25 protein-coding genes are annotated in these 17,116 nt (G+C 46.0%); all 25 read right to left on the reverse strand.

Features of this window, described 5'->3' with window-relative positions; genetic code table 11:
- Position 1 precedes the first annotated feature (1 nt).
- Positions 2-1,690 carry a DNA packaging protein gene (locus OIU26_RS08150; RefSeq protein ID WP_264216493.1) on the reverse strand — a complete coding sequence of 563 codons (1,689 nt, stop codon included), beginning with the start codon at positions 1,688-1,690 and terminating at the stop codon, positions 2-4.
- Positions 1,684-2,550, reverse strand: a complete 867-nt coding sequence (locus OIU26_RS08155; protein WP_264216494.1) for a phage terminase small subunit-related protein — start codon at positions 2,548-2,550, stop codon at positions 1,684-1,686. The genes OIU26_RS08150 and OIU26_RS08155 overlap by 7 nt, the downstream gene beginning before the upstream one ends.
- A gap of 67 nt (positions 2,551-2,617) precedes the next feature.
- Positions 2,618-3,118: a hypothetical protein gene (locus OIU26_RS08160; protein WP_264216495.1), complete on the reverse strand. Its 501-nt coding sequence runs from the start codon at positions 3,116-3,118 to the stop codon at positions 2,618-2,620.
- Between the two features lie 145 nt (positions 3,119-3,263).
- Entirely contained in the window at positions 3,264-3,482 is a 219-nt protein-coding gene (locus OIU26_RS08165) for a hypothetical protein (protein ID WP_014599851.1), read from the reverse strand.
- Between the two features lie 137 nt (positions 3,483-3,619).
- Entirely contained in the window at positions 3,620-4,912 is a 1,293-nt protein-coding gene (locus tag OIU26_RS08170) for a DNA modification methylase (RefSeq protein WP_264216496.1), read from the reverse strand.
- Positions 4,913-5,950: a DNA cytosine methyltransferase gene (locus OIU26_RS08175; RefSeq protein WP_264216497.1), complete on the reverse strand. Its 1,038-nt coding sequence runs from the start codon at positions 5,948-5,950 to the stop codon at positions 4,913-4,915. It lies immediately after the preceding gene.
- Complete coding sequence (locus OIU26_RS08180; protein ID WP_264216498.1) at positions 5,947-6,495, reverse strand: ParB N-terminal domain-containing protein; 549 nt, start codon at positions 6,493-6,495, stop codon at positions 5,947-5,949. Before OIU26_RS08180 ends, OIU26_RS08175 begins: the two co-directional genes overlap by 4 nt.
- Positions 6,495-6,632: a hypothetical protein gene (locus OIU26_RS08185; protein WP_264216499.1), complete on the reverse strand. Its 138-nt coding sequence runs from the start codon at positions 6,630-6,632 to the stop codon at positions 6,495-6,497. The genes OIU26_RS08180 and OIU26_RS08185 overlap by 1 nt, the downstream gene beginning before the upstream one ends.
- Before the next feature lie 204 nt (positions 6,633-6,836).
- Positions 6,837-7,244 (reverse strand): gas vesicle accessory protein GvpU, encoded by a 408-nt coding sequence (gvpU, locus tag OIU26_RS08190; protein WP_165083403.1) that lies wholly within the window; start codon positions 7,242-7,244, stop codon positions 6,837-6,839.
- Between the two features lie 501 nt (positions 7,245-7,745).
- The gene (locus tag OIU26_RS08195; protein WP_264216500.1) at positions 7,746-7,928 is read right to left on the reverse strand and encodes a hypothetical protein; all 183 of its coding nucleotides are present in this window, start codon (positions 7,926-7,928) and stop codon (positions 7,746-7,748) included.
- A gap of 163 nt (positions 7,929-8,091) precedes the next feature.
- The gene (locus tag OIU26_RS08200; protein WP_264216501.1) at positions 8,092-8,694 is read right to left on the reverse strand and encodes a hypothetical protein; all 603 of its coding nucleotides are present in this window, start codon (positions 8,692-8,694) and stop codon (positions 8,092-8,094) included.
- A gap of 63 nt (positions 8,695-8,757) precedes the next feature.
- Complete coding sequence (gene mauJ / locus OIU26_RS08205; RefSeq protein WP_264216502.1) at positions 8,758-9,498, reverse strand: methylamine utilization protein MauJ; 741 nt, start codon at positions 9,496-9,498, stop codon at positions 8,758-8,760.
- A gap of 96 nt (positions 9,499-9,594) precedes the next feature.
- Positions 9,595-10,077: an ArpU family phage packaging/lysis transcriptional regulator gene (locus OIU26_RS08210; protein WP_264216503.1), complete on the reverse strand. Its 483-nt coding sequence runs from the start codon at positions 10,075-10,077 to the stop codon at positions 9,595-9,597.
- Positions 10,078-10,187: 110 nt separating this feature from the next.
- Positions 10,188-10,427: a hypothetical protein gene (locus OIU26_RS08215; protein ID WP_264216504.1), complete on the reverse strand. Its 240-nt coding sequence runs from the start codon at positions 10,425-10,427 to the stop codon at positions 10,188-10,190.
- A gap of 50 nt (positions 10,428-10,477) precedes the next feature.
- Positions 10,478-11,041, reverse strand: a complete 564-nt coding sequence (locus OIU26_RS08220) for a hypothetical protein (RefSeq protein ID WP_264216505.1) — start codon at positions 11,039-11,041, stop codon at positions 10,478-10,480.
- A gap of 18 nt (positions 11,042-11,059) precedes the next feature.
- The gene (locus tag OIU26_RS08225) at positions 11,060-11,488 is read right to left on the reverse strand and encodes a DUF5348 domain-containing protein (protein WP_264216506.1); all 429 of its coding nucleotides are present in this window, start codon (positions 11,486-11,488) and stop codon (positions 11,060-11,062) included.
- 122 nt (positions 11,489-11,610) lie between these two features.
- A complete protein-coding gene (locus OIU26_RS08230) occupies positions 11,611-12,588 on the reverse strand; it encodes a hypothetical protein (protein WP_264216507.1) in 978 nt (325 codons plus the stop codon).
- 2 nt (positions 12,589-12,590) lie between these two features.
- Positions 12,591-13,115, reverse strand: coding sequence for a crossover junction endodeoxyribonuclease RuvC (locus tag OIU26_RS08235; RefSeq protein ID WP_264216775.1), 525 nt, complete (start codon positions 13,113-13,115; stop codon positions 12,591-12,593).
- 5 nt (positions 13,116-13,120) lie between these two features.
- Complete coding sequence (locus OIU26_RS08240; RefSeq protein ID WP_264216508.1) at positions 13,121-13,279, reverse strand: hypothetical protein; 159 nt, start codon at positions 13,277-13,279, stop codon at positions 13,121-13,123.
- Entirely contained in the window at positions 13,264-13,473 is a 210-nt protein-coding gene (locus OIU26_RS08245) for a hypothetical protein (protein ID WP_264216509.1), read from the reverse strand. The genes OIU26_RS08240 and OIU26_RS08245 overlap by 16 nt, the downstream gene beginning before the upstream one ends.
- Positions 13,473-13,667 carry a DUF6906 family protein gene (locus OIU26_RS08250; protein WP_013372040.1) on the reverse strand — a complete coding sequence of 65 codons (195 nt, stop codon included), beginning with the start codon at positions 13,665-13,667 and terminating at the stop codon, positions 13,473-13,475. The genes OIU26_RS08245 and OIU26_RS08250 overlap by 1 nt, the downstream gene beginning before the upstream one ends.
- Positions 13,668-13,680: 13 nt before the next feature.
- A complete protein-coding gene (locus OIU26_RS08255) occupies positions 13,681-14,967 on the reverse strand; it encodes a replicative DNA helicase (RefSeq protein WP_264216510.1) in 1,287 nt (428 codons plus the stop codon).
- Positions 14,933-15,946, reverse strand: a complete 1,014-nt coding sequence (locus tag OIU26_RS08260; RefSeq protein WP_264216511.1) for a replication protein — start codon at positions 15,944-15,946, stop codon at positions 14,933-14,935. The genes OIU26_RS08255 and OIU26_RS08260 overlap by 35 nt, the downstream gene beginning before the upstream one ends.
- A 70-nt stretch (positions 15,947-16,016) precedes the next feature.
- Complete coding sequence (locus tag OIU26_RS08265; RefSeq protein ID WP_264216512.1) at positions 16,017-16,220, reverse strand: hypothetical protein; 204 nt, start codon at positions 16,218-16,220, stop codon at positions 16,017-16,019.
- On the reverse strand, positions 16,217-17,113 hold the full coding sequence (gene recT / locus OIU26_RS08270; protein ID WP_264216513.1) for a recombination protein RecT: 897 nt from the start codon (positions 17,111-17,113) through the stop codon (positions 16,217-16,219). Before recT ends, OIU26_RS08265 begins: the two co-directional genes overlap by 4 nt.
- Positions 17,114-17,116 lie beyond the last annotated feature (3 nt).

Below are 17,116 nucleotides of genomic sequence, written 5' to 3' on the forward strand. Positions count from 1 at the left end.
TTTAAATCCACCCCACTTCCTCGTTGTAATCATCACGGGACTCTGCCCGCTGCTGCTGTTTCTTCGCGTACCAGTCAAACCATCTACCAGCTACCTGCCGCAGTTGCAATGCAATGGCATAGGCCATTATGCAGTCATCGTTACAACCCGAATCTGCCTCGGCCTTGCCGTTGTTGTCGATGAAAGTAAGACACTCCTTGTACAACTCCCGACAGTAGATCGGGTAAAGTTGATCCCGTATAGCTTCCTTGAAGTCGCTGACCATCACAGGCCGGGTTACCTTGTTCGTGTTCCACCCCATATCGCCCTTTTTGGCAAAGTAAAGAAGCGGATAATGACACGTATTAAACAACGTATTTAACACTGATTCACCTGTGTTATTGTTCTCCACGCCGAGCAAGGCCATGTTGTAATAACGCCCCAACGTGTCCAGCTTCTTACCGTAAAGGTCGGTATCCCACTTGCCGCGTAGCATGGCGCACATTTCCCCTGTACGTTCTTCCAGAACATACGCAGCGTCGTAGTCACCGCCCGTCTTGCCCTTAGCTGTATCAGCACCAATGATGTACCGCTTGCCTTCTTCGGGCGCGACAAAAACGCGCAGCTCGCCTGAGTCTGCACGGATCACTTTCCCTTTTACTTGGTCAACCTCGTATCGCGCTCCCGGTTTGCCCAAAACTTCAAGCAAACTCTGAATGTACTCATTGTCGAATATGCCTTCGCCAGATAAAAGGAAAGCTTCTAACGGCTCGCCTGGGTATTCCTGCCGGAACACGCGCGGATCTCCGTTACAATCGTTTCGGATCGTAAACCGCCGCCATTGGAGCTGTTCGTCGTCCAAATTGTACTTAGCTTTTAGCTCCAATTCTTCGGGAGTAGGCTCAAAGTCCGGCGGTACCGGCTTACGATAGTCTGGCATTTGGAACCAAGCGAAGAACATGGGCGTAAAGTCGTTCTCACCCTCACATGCTGCATCCCACATCTGCTTAAAATCGTCCATGCCGTTGGCGGTAGATTCCACAACGCCCAATGTCCCCGGCTCTTTGGATAAAGCCGCAAAGACGGATAACATATGCTTCTTCTTTTTACTCGCTGGCCAGAAAGCCAACTCCGAAGCATGCAGATAATGAATCGTCTCCGAACGAGCAAGAACCCGGCTCTCTGCTGACTGAACGGTTATCTTGGATTTAAGGCCCGGATTCAGGCGATGCTCATACGACTTTACAGACGGATTCTCGAAGGTGAAACGCTTGGTATTATTCCGCTTGCTCATAGGTTTGATAATTTCCGGCACTTTTTCGTAGTACAAACGGAACATATCATACAAGTTACCGGATGCGTGCGAGTCCTGAGCGACGATAAAAGCATTCTTAGCCTCTTGCAAAGACGTGAGGTAATAAATAACGGCTTCGGTGACGGTGGAGAATCCCATCTGACGAGCCTTGAGGATGATGATTCGAACCGCTTTGCCCGCCCTAATCTGCTCGAAAACTTCACGGACAAATTCCCGTTGGGCATCATTGAGCGTGAGCGGCATAATGCGGCCGTCCTTGGTTTTAATTTTGAGCATGCGCCAGCAGAATTGCTCGAAGTCAGCCAGAACCTCTTTCAGTTCAGCCAGCTTTTCAGGGCGCTGCTTTAACCGCCGCTTGGCTCGTTTTCGATGCTCCTTAGCAAGAGTAATTACCATTCGTCGTCATCCCCATCGTCATCATCATCGTTTTCGCCGCCTTCATCGCCTCCTGAACCACCATATCCACGCGTCTTGAATTTCTCCAGTTCCAGCCGTTCACGAGCAATCTCCAGCTTTTCTTCCTCTTGCTGCAAGCTGGCAATAAGGTTAATAACCCGAAGCTTCTTGTCACGGGTTTTAACCAGCGCTTCTTCCTGTTTCAAAATCTTATCCAGCTTGGAAGTAGTGACGGTCGTAATTTCAGTGACCTTCATCCCTTCGGTTTCAACGGACAGATTGATCTGCTTACCTGTCTTCGGGCTAGTGTAAGGAACCTTGTCCTTGCGCTGGTGTAGCTCCTGTTTGATCTTCTTTTCCTCGTCGGTCAGGCCAGCTTCAAGCTGTTTGACTCGGCGCATGTGCCGTCGCTCTTGAATAGACAGCATAATAAGCTGTTCGTTGAGCTGTGCCAAAGGAGAAGTATCGATTTGAACAAACATGTCCTGTTCCTCTGGATCCAACGTGTCCAGAAAGATAGTTTCATACATCCCTGTCTTGAGGGCCTTCTTGTTGCGATAGGGACCGCCCGGCCCACCACTATTCCCCTTGGCGTTTTGGTTACCTGGGGGAGCACCGCCCTGATTGCCGACAGCGTTTTTGTTCCCTTTGGGCGCTCCTCGTTTGGTAACGTTACTTTTGGATTCATTGGTAACGTTACTATTCAAATCGTCTGCCCATTTGTCCTGTGACTTCCATTTCCGGACCTGAGTCTCACCAACAGAAAGAGCGGCGGCGATGTCTTTTAGCTTCATCGCTCCGCCGCTCTCCAGCCACATCTGTTTTGCTTTGTCCCGCTCAGGACTTCGCTCTCTTGCCATGCTACACAATCACCACCCCCAACAAAAAAAGCGAGCCTCATTGGCTCGCTTTCCCAGCATTTATATTTTAAAAATTCGTATTAGTACTAGTCCGAACTCCGAGCTTTCCAGACATGGAGCCAGAACCACTACTTAAACTAACATAAAATTTCCCTGCGGACCACGCCTTGCTTGAATTTAATATTTCATCGAATGTTTTACCCGGTTTTACCGTTCCACTGTACTTTTCCGCACCAGATACACTTCCCTGATTTACGGTAAAGGATATAGTAGTGTTTCCTGTATTTCTCAAGTACAGTCTTACATATCCATATCCTCCTTTAATGTCAAAATCAGCAGAATCATTAAATCCAGCTACTGGACGGTCGACAATTTGTCCATCAGTAGCTTGTGGAGTAATGACATGGTCACCTGTGGGTGTAGTAGCTGGAGTTTGAGTCGCCGTAGTGGATGTATTTGCGGAAGTACTTACAGCATCCGAATCCGCAAAGATCGCACTGGGTACAGCAATAGCTCCCCCAATTAGACCTAGTGCCAAGGCTGGTACAATAAAATGTTTCTTCTTCAAAGCTTATTCCTCCTATATTTGTATATTTAACTACCACCTCAGTCTACTAAAAGATTCCATGTTTTTAATTTTCCTTACAATATAATCATAATCTTGTTTAATAAATCCATATTTATCAATCAACTAGCAAGATTATTAGGGGCTTTTACAGCTCATCCTTTTGAAGCTTTATATCCAACTCAATCAGACGATCCAAGTCCTGGACCGTCTGCATTTTTATATTTCCAGCCTGCAGGTCTTTGACCCACTGAGCTATGCCAGCTTTAACAATCTTGCGGTACTGCGCCTTGGATTCGAGGATTCCCTCGACGATCTCTATCTCACGTTGTAGCAATGCATCTTGGTGTTCGTTGTCTGTTCCCATTGTCGTATCCCTCGGCTTTCCTATATACTGGAATGCGAGATAGCGGATGTCTGCAAAATGCCACGCGTGGCGGGCCGCTATCTCAGCCGGGGGATACCCTGGATGATCAGGAGGACGTTACAGCGTCCTCCTTTTTATTATGCTACGGGTTCAGCCCGATGCAACAGGACTGGCTCAATTCCACTGCTCTCCAGGAATCGCTTTTTGATTACATCACAGAAGATCGGGTCCAGTTCCAATGTCCGGCATGTCCGGTCCATCTGCTCACAGGTCATGAGTGTGGAGCCGCTGCCGCCAAAGAAATCGACAACCTCGTCACCGCGCTGGCTGCTATTCTTAATTGGAATGGCCAACAGATCAAGAGGCTTTTGAGTAGGATGGACGTACTTGTTCACATCGCCCCTCGAAACCTCCCATACTGTCTCCGGCAGAGGGTCCTCAACAGGCAGACCAGCCTTCCATACTGTTGTCTGTGTCCGATCCCCGTACCAGGCTGGAGCCTTGCTTTTCATATGGGCATAAAAGACTGGTTCATGTTTAAAACGATATTGAGCCCATCCGAAGGTGGCAGCATTCTTCACCCAGACGCATTGTGTCCGGACGACGATGCCAACTGCGTTCATCGCATCCTCGAACTCCCGCTGATAGGACGAAGGATGGAATACATATATAGCTGCAGTTGGCTGCATCACCACTGCATAGTTGGAAAAAACGGCATACAAAAAGCCCGCGAACTCCTCAGCGGGCATGTTGTCGTTCATTATGCTGCTACGGCCATCAGCGGCCAGACGCTCTGAAACACTCTCAACGGCCACATTATAAGGCGGATCAGTAACGACCAGCGCTGCTTTGGCTCCGTCCATTAAAAGTGCTACATCATCAGGATTGGTCGCATCTCCACACACTAATCGATGCCGTCCTAGTTGCCACACATCCCCGCGCCTGGTCTCCGGTTCCTTGATTTCATCTAGAGCACGCTGGACATCAAATCCATCATCTGTAACTGGTTCATCCATGTCAGTGTCTGTTGGCAAACCAGCAAGCAAATCATCAAGCTCTTCAACAGCAAAACCAGTTTGTAACGCTATATCTGCAATTGAGAAATGCTGTGACAATTCCCCAATTAGCGAAGCCAACAATTCCTCGTTTGTTCGTCCGCGTAAATTGCTCAGGCTGACGGTTAACAGCTTAGATTCTTCCTCGCTACTTTCAACTACAACCGCCAGTAACTCCTGTAAGCCCGCTTCTTTTGCTGCCTTCCAGCGCTTCTCGCCTTTAACTATTGTCATGTCGGAACGCACCAGTATAGGCTGCAATACGCCATGTTTTCGAATACTGGCCACAAGTGATTCGAAGCGACGATTATCTATTTCATTGGGATTCCAATCATTGCGTCTTAGTTGACTTATCGGCACCGCTTCAACTCTCATTTACCTCACCTCAAACCATTGGAAATTGATCTGCTCAGCAATCCGCTGCATCATCAGCGGTGGGACACTCATACCGCAAACGTACTGCGGATCAGCATCCAGAAACTCGTAATCGCTTGGGAAAGTCTGTATACGGATAATGTCAGAAACGGATATCTGCTGTGGCACATCCCCCCGAAGGAACACTGACGAACTCGCAATCGTGTTGGCCACTTTCTGATCCTTGAGCAGAATAGTATTAAAGTTGCTCACTTTGCCTTCTTCGCGCTCCGTCACATCCCCCATATTAAGATCAGACGGGCGTTTCTTGTTCCAGCGCTGAAATGTTAGACTGTCCTGGTTGATCAGTCTGCCCTCCCCGCTACGAATATCCTTATACAGAACAGGTGGGTCGTTGAACTCCAGCTTCAGCGGCGGGAAAGGCATGTCCTCCCGGGCTGCGATGAAGAAAACACGCTCCCGCTTTTGAGGGACGCCCATCGTCGCAGAATTGAGAAGGAATAACTGTGGTCTGTATCCAATCTCCCGAATTCGGGACAATACCAGGCTCACGAAGCCCCGGGCTTTACCGATCAACATACCCTTGACATTCTCCGCTACGATTGCACGGGGCTGAAGCTTGTGCGCTACCTCCAGAAACTCAAAAAACAGGTCGTCAAGTTGCTGTACGGCCTGTCCCTCACGGAAAGCATATTCTCCACCCCATTTATCTTCACGGTCACCTGCAGTTGAAAACACACTACATGGAGGCGACCCATCCAACACATCCAGATTAAACAATTCTGCCGGCAGCTCACTATCAGGAATAGACTTGAAGTCCTGAATGGGCATTAAGAACCGATACGGTGGGTTGTGGTTCTTCTTGTAGATACGCATCATCTGCGGATCGATCTCAACATTGCCCAGCACCTTATAGCCAGCTCGCTTGTATCCCATTGTGGAGCCACCGCCACAGGAGAAACAAGAAAACACCGTCCGTCCATGCTGCGGCACAGCGGCCAGATCAGACAGCTTCCAATCCCATGCTGGGCGGCTCATGACTCACTGGCTCCTTTCTCTGTGCGATCAAACACAAAGCCACATCGTGGACACTTGCATTCGAAATTCTCTTCGTCGAACTCGCTCACATCCAGTTCCTTATTGGAGAAGTCCCCAAGCTGATCTGCTACAGGTTCAGCAAAGTCTTTCATGAGCTCGTCTATCTCTTCCGTATCAAAGCCAGACAGAGCCAGATCAGCTCCACTCTGCTCCAGATCGTCAAGCAATCGATAAAGGGCTTCATCGTCCCAGTTCCCACTGACCTTATTAAGCGCCAGATTGAGAAGCTTTTCCTGTTGATCGTCCAAATTGACGACGGAAACGGCCAGCTCCGTATGACCCAGCTCGTTAACCATGATCTTATAGCGTTGATGGCCACCGACCATGTTCCCGGTGCGCTCATTCCAGACGATAGGGTCAATGTATCCAAACTGCTCAATGCTGCGCTTCAGCTTCTCGTATTCAGCATCGCCCGGCTGAAGGTCAAGCCGAGGGTTGTATGCTGCTGCGTTTATTTGATCTACCGGTAGGACTCTGATTTCCATTACTCATCAACCACCTGACAACTAAAGTAAGCAACATCCAACGGCCTGCGGAATGTCACTTCACCTACGAACAAAATTTCATTTCCATCAGCATCGGTGACGCGTATATCCTTCTGGTCTTTCGATTCAAGAATCATGTCAAATAACCTCCTATTTGAGTTGAGTTGGTTTTCGCTATTCGGGTAACATGCTAACAGGCTGTCAGGCTGCGTGTATGCCCTCTCTCTGCTTTCTTATGCACTCCTTCCGGCATTCCGTCCGTATAACAGGAAGAAGGCTCAGAATAGCTCACATATTGTAGAATGAGGGCAAAAGAAAAAGCCACCCGAAGGTGACTTTCATCACTTAATATACCCAAATGAATATCCATCGACTGCGTTAATTTTGCCACGCCATAAATCTACTTCAAGTCTCGTGGTTCCCTGCAGTATAATTGCGTCTTTTAGGTGCAAGAACTCAACATCCCATTCCGATGCATCTTCAGATGCATAGATGGTATTCGCATAACTGCGATACATGGAAGCTAACGTCTCACCTTGTTCGTTTATATTCTCAAAGGTTTCAGTTATAGAGTTCATATACTCTTTTCCTGAAATCATATTTCCCGTTATAATGTTGCCACCTACGGTTAAAGTGATTCCAATAATAAGACCCGCATTCACTATCCGAACCAAATTTTCTAAAGTGAAGTCCTTGTCCAAAGGCAATGCAGTAGCAGATTTGTCTGATACTTCAATTTCGTCGTTCATCCTCATCACCTCCCCTAACACTACAAAAACGCGTCAGGTACATTTTACCTCGTTTAAACATACTGGTCGAGAACAAAACTGTTTAACCCCATCCCATCTACCCCAAACACAACCTTTGCATTTCTTCGGCTGTTTTGGTGGGCCTTTCATGTATAGCAAAATTCCTTTCTTCTGCTTCTTCTTCAAACCAAAAATCCTTTCAAGGCAATAAAAAAAGCCACCCAAATGAGTGACTTGTATCTGCCTATGTATTTACAGCACAAAATGAACTGAGGCGCTTATTTAAAACTCAAAAAAAGAAACAGCGATAGGGTCTACTCCCGCAAGCGGGATGCAAAACGCTACGCTGTTGCATAAAAGCATTGTACTTAGTAACTAGAGAGGAAGAATAACACCATTTTACATATTGCTAAAAATGTCCGTCAAAGAACAAAAACCGGACAATACCGGAAAATGGGTAATTAAACCATTATAAGCTGGCTTTTGCTCACTTTCTCAATGTTACTCGTCCCAAACGATTCTTTCGCCCAGTTGATCATCATCACCAGACTTCATGATTTCCCAGCACACACCACAAAATGAAGCGCCGAATGTGGTGTGAAATTCTGGATTCGGGTCATTGCAGATCAAACATTTACCCTTTACAAAGCGTTTTATTTTTCCTGTCTCCACATCACGGAACAAGGCGCTCCCTCCCTAATAGAAAAAGGCCGGCACATTGGCCGACCTGATCACCGAGGCTCGAAAGCTTCGGTTCGTTCCTTATTTGATTTTCCATGATACAAATTTACCACATAAAAAGTCCAGTGGCGGGCCATAACGCGGTCATTTTTCATTCAAAAAACGATCACTTTTTAAATCCCCGATTCATGACCTTTCTCTTTAATCGTCTTTCTTCAACTTCTTCAAAAGCGCCATTTACATAAGCACTTATATACTTGTTCCATTTTTTTATATACAAGCAAACAAATATGATTGCGAAAGCCACTCCTAATACTACCCCTAGTGTAATATTTAAGTTTTGAAGGCCACCTTTTAAATCATCTAAGAGCGATGCTTGATCTTTCAAAATGTCTTTCGATAAAAAAGTCACTAACTTTTCTAAATCCTTTTCCTCCCCTATATTCTCTTTGTATAGCATCATCTTGGTTTCATGCCACCAATCAATAGGCTTAACCGATTGCTGCAAATAAAATGTTAATGGCATTAGGGCAGTTGAAAAAAATAATGAAATAATAGCCATTATTACACCGAGACTCTGACCCGAACTAGTCTGGACATTGATACTTGTTTTTATTGCCTTTAATTCATCATACGTATGATCGGCAATAAGTTTTCTTTTAAAGTTTTCTCCTTTTTCCATCGGAATATCCCCAAATATAGATGGTTTGAGATCGTACTTGCCCTTTAAGTATCTGCTAGCTGGTCCTTTACCCGAAAATTTACTCAAAAAATCTCCCTCTTTTATTGCTAGATTTTAAAATCTTTTTAACAAACTTCTACGATAATTTTTTTAAAGCTTTGATGTCTTGTCGATAGCTGATTTAGTCAGTTCAGCTAGCTTTCGATTATTTTGGCTCATCAAAGTATTAACTTGTTCAAAATCCACATCACCATCTGTGTGACCAATTTTATTTCTTAACCAAGTAAATAAACATTCCTGTCTTTTTTTAGATTTATTATAGTGGTCTTTTTTATATCCATGCCTCATTGCAAATCTACAAACCTTAGGCTGACCCCTTCCTGGTAAAACAAACTCTAAAATACTATATAAGATCATAAATTCAGCTATAGGATCAGTGTTATTCAGAGCCGTTCTATATAGTCTCATATAATCTGAGTTTAAATTATTGCTTTCAAGGCTCTTCAATACATTTTCAATATCGTTCGATTTGATAGGTGATACGATTGTATAACTACCTACCATCCTCGATATTATTTCTGACTCTTCAAAGCTGCTTCGGATGTATTCACTACTGCCAAGTCCTATATCTTTTGTATAAGAAAAATGGTTAAAAAATTGATCAGCTAATTTAGATCCCATCTTCTTTGCCGATTCGAAAGAAATGTCTTTGGAAAAGTAAATCGAAATAATTACCTTCCCATTTTTCAGAGCATGCTTAGGATCACTTAGAGGTTCATTAAGTGTTTCCACGTTTATGGCTGAAATTTCAGTGACTGAAGGAACTATCGAAAACTTTCCCTCTTGTAATAAAGAAACTGACTTAGCTGAATACATAATATAATTGTTCATCTGGTCTCCCCTTTCATTTATAAGTAATATCGGAAACTTTGCCATTGTAATATCTAGCGAAAAATGTCGAAAAAACAGACCGAAAAAATGGTCTGTTTAAGATACCGCCACTCCATCATTCTCTTCCCTGATCACTGCTAATCTTAGCGCCACAGCAAGTATGCTTATCGCATCAGCTTTAATCCGTCTAAATGAGCTCTCACTAATTCCCATCTCGCCACAGCTAATGTAATCAAACTCGCCCTCATCATCCAGGTAACTGCGCTGAATGACCTCATGCTGTATGCTAGAAAGCTTGCTCATTGCCATATCAAGTAGCCGATCTTTAGCCTGAAGATCTGCTTCCTTGTCCACGTTGTATGTGGCAATCTCCTCCGTCTGCTTGCTGATTGCATTGGTGGATTGATGCTCTCTATAAGTATAGGACTGCGTTATAGCAGCCTCGCGCCTAACAAAACCAATCTGCCGATACTGCCGGACCGTCTCCAAATATCCTTCCACCGCAAGGCGGGTAGCTTTCTCATCAATCGGCAGATTGTTAAAAGTCAGTTGTAAGTTGTTTTTTCTTCTTTTCCCCATCGTGTTCCCCTCACCCGTGGTATAATTTGATGAGGTTTAAAAGTGATGCCCCTGCGAGCCCGGCCAAGGAGTGCGGGGGTTGTCTGTATTCTTGTGGAAGAAGAACAGCATTACATCTCTTCCTTTGCAATTTTCATCGTTTCTTGCACCAATTGCTTTGCGTAGTCCCCATTTGGTCTCGGAGCATCCAACACATCGTATATATCCTGTAAATGAAGCAACACACGCTCGTTCGTCCCTGCCTGCTGACGGTCCGATGCTTCCGGGTCAAAACCGAGCAATCGTATCGTATCATCCAGCTCCAAACGCATATCCATGAGCTGCTCTATCGCTGCATTAACATTTGCCAAGGTTCACACCTCCAAAGGGGGAAAGCCCCTATAATCTGACTCATACAAGCTCACCTTGGTCTCAACTCCAAAAACTGCAAGTTAGACAGTTCTCCAATTTGATATTCAGCTTGTACCAAATCTAACAAGCCGAGTATTTGGAAGCTATGAGCTATCTTTTTTATCGCTGCCCTTCTGCGTTCAGCAAACGTACTCCCACTAATTGGGTACATGTCGTTCCGGTAACCTTTCCCCATATATGACTGCGCTACAAGGTACCTCGCACCTTTGATATACAAAAGTTCCAAAATGGTTCGCTCGTAGGGATTAACTAAGTTGTTAATGGAACTCTGTATAATTTGAGAGAGCGTGTTATACAGGAAGTAAAGCTCCGGGCGCCTATATTTAAGGATCATAGCCTTTGTTTGCCTAATATGACCGTTCTCTCCCTCGTAACTTTTCAGAGAAATGCTGGACTTTACTGCAAATTCATAGTCTCTGACTATCCTTACTATTTGAGGATTCATTGAAAGCAGGTATTCTGTCTTTTTAAATTCTTCAGGTGACACACCAACTCGCTTACCTGCTACGTCCTTGAGGACTCTATCTAATTCTGCAATTCTTATATGAGCCAAGATCAACCTCCCCCTTTCTCAGCGTGCAATGTGTTTGTACCGAACTCGTAGCCCTTCAAGCTGTATGCTACGGTCATCGACTAAGTAGTAATCATGTCCGTTGTGTTCGATACGCGAGAGCTCCCAGCGAACACCGTCGTCATTTTGGTGCAGATATTCAAGTGTTTGTCCAGAAGTGAACTCCCGCCCATGCAAAGCATACCTACCGCCCATATTTTTTGTTAGGAAGCCCTCGTCTACAACCTCAGCAAAGACCTGGTCAAGCAATCGTTTAGCATCATCCAAGAGGCCCCCCACCCGATAGAACATCCCTCGAATGTACTGATCCTCCGGGTTTTCCTTATTGTAATGTGCTGTCCAATTTTCCTCAGCAGTGGCAATCATCCGACTAACGCGCTGCATTCGTAGAAGCAACGCCTCCAGTTCTACGATAATCTTGTTTTTCATAGATTCATTCATAGATATCATCCTTTCAGGGTAAAATAGGATCATACGTTCTGTTTTATAGATACAGGTGGCCGCCGTAGCCCGTGAGGGTAGGGGCCACGCTGCTTTATGAAAGGAACGGCTTACGCTACTCCCCCGTTTTTCATTTGCTTGGCAACCATCTTCTTATAAGCTGTCCATTTGGTAGTGATCTGGCCACTGGTCAAGCCGATGCTTTTAGCAATCTGCATCCACGTCTTGCCTTCTTCACGACGCTGTTGAAGCAAAGTAGGGAAATCAACAGGGATATCGTCAAAGGTAGGACGGACTTCCAGAATGTACTCTTCCAGTTCCTCCTTATCGACTGTCGTCTCGGAATCTGTATCAACAGCAGGATTTGAGTCATCCTCCGTCTTGTTGTCATCCTTAGACTCATTTTCTCCAATCTGCTCGGATGGATCAGTATTAGCACCTTCTTGCTCTTCAAGATGATCGTCATTTTGTTGTTCTTCTTCCTGGCTGTTTACTGGCCCCCCATCTTTCGGTGGTACCGTATTAGCTTGGCCTTTCCGCCATTCATCCCACTTGGCAGCCATTGGCGCGACCCGCTTCCGGTATTCATCCACCATAACCACGAACACGCCTACACCCATACCGATGTCAGCAGCTATTTTCAGATAGGTGTCCCCGCCAGCCAAGCGCTCTGTAATTTCCAAAAAGTCATACTGCATGTCGTCAAAGCGCGGCGCCAGCCCGCTAAGTATAAAGTCCTGAATAATTTCAAGGTCAATCTGCTCTGGATCAGCTTTGACCTCCACTTTCTCAGGGGGAAGACCCAAGTCCATAGAAAGCTGCTCTCCTTCTGGCTTCGCTACAGATACCACACCACCATCATCCACGGTGTATTTCGTGATTGGCTTGCCCGTTCTGGCATTCTTCAAAACTTTGTACGTGACAATCTGTGAATCCAGACCTCCAATAACTTTAAGCTCCAACATGCTTTGAAGCGTATTATATTGACCGTCCAGTTCAGAAGCTGGGATACTGATTGTAATTTCTGTTTCTTCCGATGACTTGAGATTAATCTTTTTAACCGTACCTTTGAAATTTATATAGCTCATTTTTAAGCCACTCCCTTAATGAAATTTTGATGATAGGCCCAGCAAAGTGCGATAGCGTCTGAAGGATCAAAAAGACGTTCCCTTATGTCCCCGATTTTGTATTTGCCCCGTGGGTCGTTTTTCTTGTATAGGACAGGAACCGCAATTTCGTCATAATCGAGGTCGAACAGCATCTGCATTTCCATGGCGACTGTCTCTTTATCCGCATTCCCTTTACCAGTATGAATTTTAAGCTCCGAAGGCCGGATGCCCACAATCGGCTTGTCCAAATGCAGGGCAGCCAAGGAAACAGAAGTATACGCCCCGACAAGTGCTAGTACACTGTTGGCATTTTTAAAGTGAACTGGACGCTCCAGTACAATCAATTCCGGTTCTTCCTGCTCGATCAGTCGGAATGTGTCCTGGTAGATGGCGTCCAAAACACCAGGCATTGTAATTGACGAATAGTCCCTTAATCCAAAGTCTATCGGTTTACCATTTCGCATTGTGGCCCAACCAGCAAAATTCGTGCCGTGGTCAATCCCCATAATCTTCAAATCTGCTTCCCCCTCTTTTTACGCTTACGTGACTGCTTGACCAGCAACATACTGTGTTCAAGGACAAATACCTCGCCTATCACCCTGCCGCCTCGGTCTCGTACAGTTTGCTTTAACTGAGTTTGATATATCGGGTCCTTTATCTGGCGCTGCATGACCTGTCACCTCCAGCGATAGGCCAGTCACCAAGAATCAGGCGAAATTCGGCCATCCCCTCAGACAGCTCGCTCCGATCGATGTCCGGCAGCTCCTCGAGTAATTCCGACTCATTGGGAACTTGTCCAGTACGGACAAAACGGTGCTTCATGTACTCATAAACACTCCAACGTGTCCAACATGACGGCTGCATCAGGCTCGCACCTTGTATGGCTGCAATGCTCCATAGTGCTTATTCAGCAGCCACCGCTTCCCTGAGAATTTGTTTAGCAGCACGACCCCATCTGCTGTTTCCCGTTCTGAGACCCAGTTGTCCAGTGTCACTCCTGGTCTGGCCTTTAGCAATCCAATCTTCTGCTTCTTGGTGAGTCGTTTCCCCTGTTTCATGTCCGATCCTCCCCTACGCGATTTGCTGTGTCTCTTTCTCAAATTTGAGTTTCACTACCCCAGTAGGACCATTACGTTGTTTTGCGAGGTTGATTTCCAAGATACCCGGGTCTGGTGTATCAGGATTGTAATATTCGTCCCTGTACAGCAAGAGGATATCGTCAGCAACCGCGCTGATTGCCGCGCTGCCTGATAAGTCTGAAACGAATGGCCTTTTATTCTGCCTGCTCTCCACATCCTGCTTGACCTGAGATAAGCCGATCAGTGCGCAATCACAGTCTTTTGCCGCCTTCCGTAGCTTCTGACAAACCCTGTGCAACCCAGAACCGCTGTTGTCGTTTCGTTCGGCAGGCTCAACCACTTCCTGCAGGTAGTCCACAATGACCAAATCAAGTCCTTCTTGCCGCTTCAATCGGCGCATTTCGGAACAAATGTACTCTGCAGTCACGCCCCGGCTATCATCGATATGAATTTTCCGCAGAAACTCCATCTGCATAGAAATACGCTCGATCTGTTCCGGCTTCAGATGCCCTGAACGTATAGCTTGCAGAGGAATGCTGCACAGATTAGCTATCATCCGGTTATAAATCTGCGCCTTGGACATTTCCAGGCTAAAGTCCGCCACCTTATGCCCTCGCTGGGTAGCCCGCATCTTAATTTCATTGGCAACGGCTGATTTACCCATGCTAGTTCGAGCCCCAATGACAACCAGGTTAGTACGTTGGAACCCTAGGGTCAGTCGGTCCAATGCTGACCAGCCTGTCATAATGCCAAGCGCTCGGGAAGGGTCTTGCGTTTTAAGTACCAAGTCCTCATACCACTGGATGATGTCGTCAACCACCGTATCCTTTTGCAATGCTTTAGGACGAATATCCAGTGAACGCTGTTCAAATTCATCCAGTAATTCCTCAAACCCGCCTGATGACAAATCCAAAAATTTATCGCGGTATTCACCGACCAAATCCAGCGCTTTACGACGAGCATCAGTTTCGATGAGCTGCCTGATATTCTGCTCCAGCATTGAAACTGCAACAGCAGAGCTGGCCAGTTTAGACAGGTAAGAAACTCCACCCACCTTTTCAAGATGCTTTTCGAATACCGTCACCAACATAGTCATGGATAGTTCCTGTTCAGTCCGGTGTAGTTCTAGTATCATTTTCAGCAGATTGCGATGCCAAGGTTGTGTAAATAAGCTTGGTTCTAGTGTTACGGCGACTTCCCCAACAAGGGAGGGGTCTCGAAAAAAGGAACCTAATATTTCAGCCTCAAGTAACTCCGTATTCAGCAAGTCGCTGCTCATCTGCCTTTCTCATCAAGATCGTAATGGGGTCGTCTTCCCGAATTTCTGCTTCCGCCGGTGAAGCCCGATCCATTCGGCGTTCCGTTTCCGGTCCCCCGCGTTTACGGTATCCTTCCAGCGTGCCACGTACATAAGCCAAGCTCTTTTTCTTCTGTCGAACGGCTTCCCTCATGGCTTTCAGAAGCCATTCTCCACCGTAATCGTCGAAAAGGGCTCCCAAGTCTTCGGTTTCAAACGGGGTTACTTTCCCTGTATCTGCAAAATTGTTTTCGTAAGCGCGGTAGATATAGCCAAAGGAATGATCCGAAGGAAGCCCTCCTCCCCCACCCCTTTGCTCTGTATCTAATTCCTGTACAGTATCTAAAGATGTAGTAGTGGTTTTTTTAATAATTGCTTTAAATATTGTTTTAGAGAGCCGAAATCCCTTGGTATGACAGGAAAAATCACGCTTCACAGTTACCTTTTTAGTAACTGGCGAGTTACCTTTTTGGTAACTGAACAGTTGCCTTTTGTGTAACTGAGTTACCTTTTTAGTAACTCGGGTCGGTTGCCTTTTTGGTAACTCAGTTACTTTTTTAGTAACTGGTTTACCGAGATTTGGGGTATGAGTTTCAATGTTAATTTTGATTAAATCGTTCATCATTTTGGGGTCATATCGCTCCACCACATCGACAGTCCACATGTCATAGTGCTTATTGATCTGGAACACATTCATGTGCTCGTCCCAAAACAGAACATGATTTTCAACCAGCTTTTTTAGTTCCTTTTTAATATGTTCCTTCCGAACACCACATAGCTCAAAATGTTTAAGCATAGGGATTTTAGCCGATGGCTTCCCGCATCCCCAGCTCAGCGTGAGGACAAAATCAATAATATCCCGCTGCCGCTGAGTAAACTTCCGCCGGATCAGCTCTCGATGTATTTCATGTGATATGCGTATATGTGCGTCCGTAGGCTGAGGATTTACATTGGAGTCCATCGGCTTCACCACCTAATCTCTTGCGTTTTATATATAAATACCGTTCGCTTCTTCAGACCGCTTGAATCATTTACACACTCTGCTCCCTACCATCCCGCAGAAATATATAAGGGTACTTAGCTCGAACCACTGTCCAATCTGGATAGCCCCGCGCGAAGTATTCTCGCACCTCGCGCTTAAAGGCTACAGGGTCGGACTCTTTAATCCGCCAAATGTGTTCACCGATCATGCTGCGTAACAGCGGCTTGCCAGTAATCTCATCTATAGAACTCATTCAAATTCCAGTTCGTCCTGACCTGATCCATCAGCAGGCTGCTGCGAATCAGTGTTATTTGGCTGAGCTGCATCACCTGTCTGAGGTGTTTCACCGTCTTTAGGTTCGGCTGGCATATCAAAGACAAAAGGTTCATCGTTTGGAGTGATATCTTTACGCACCGTTTCATCCTGAGTAACCGCAGAAGCAATCTCTACGCTGATGGGTAGCCACTTCCACCCGGAACGTACAACTGTCTTCTTGCACATTTCGGTATAGTCAGTCACCCATGGCCCTTTACTGGATGCCTTGGAACGCTTCTTATGTTCCTCTATCTCGCTGATCGGCATGTAATGGATAAAATGACCGCCGTCATTAAACTTGGCAACCATATAAGCCCCAATGATCTTCCCTGACTCGGCAGGTTGAGCGTCCTTACGCAAAAACCAAGGAACGTGCTGCAATTTTTCCTCCAACCCATATGTCAGCTCAATGAAATCATTTTCATAGACTTCGTGAGCGGCAATAGACTTAATGTTCCCAGACCGTCGTGCCAGATCAATCATGCCCTTGTAGCCAATGATGAATGTGGCTTCTGTACCGTATGGGATGATGTAGCAATGACCGATCAGGCCTGGTTCCAGACCAAGCTGTGCCGCTTGCATGACCGCCCCCATGAGAGACGGCATAGAGCATTCCAATAGCTTCGGATTCGTGCGGATCGTCGTCAGGGCAATACGGCTGAGTCGATCAATGCTCATATGCTTTGGCATAGCCTCCGCAATCTGATACTTCATTTTGTCCATATAAGCGGCAATGGTCTGAGAAGGTGTAGGCACATCATTTTTTGCCCCAGCCGCCTTATTTTGAAGCTTTCTTTCAAGGGTTGCTCCGTTACTGCGTTGTCCTGCCATAAT

The organism is Paenibacillus sp. BT-177, from assembly GCF_025846815.2.
In the GTDB taxonomy this organism is placed as follows: Bacteria; Bacillota; Bacilli; order Paenibacillales; family Paenibacillaceae; genus Paenibacillus; species Paenibacillus polymyxa_C.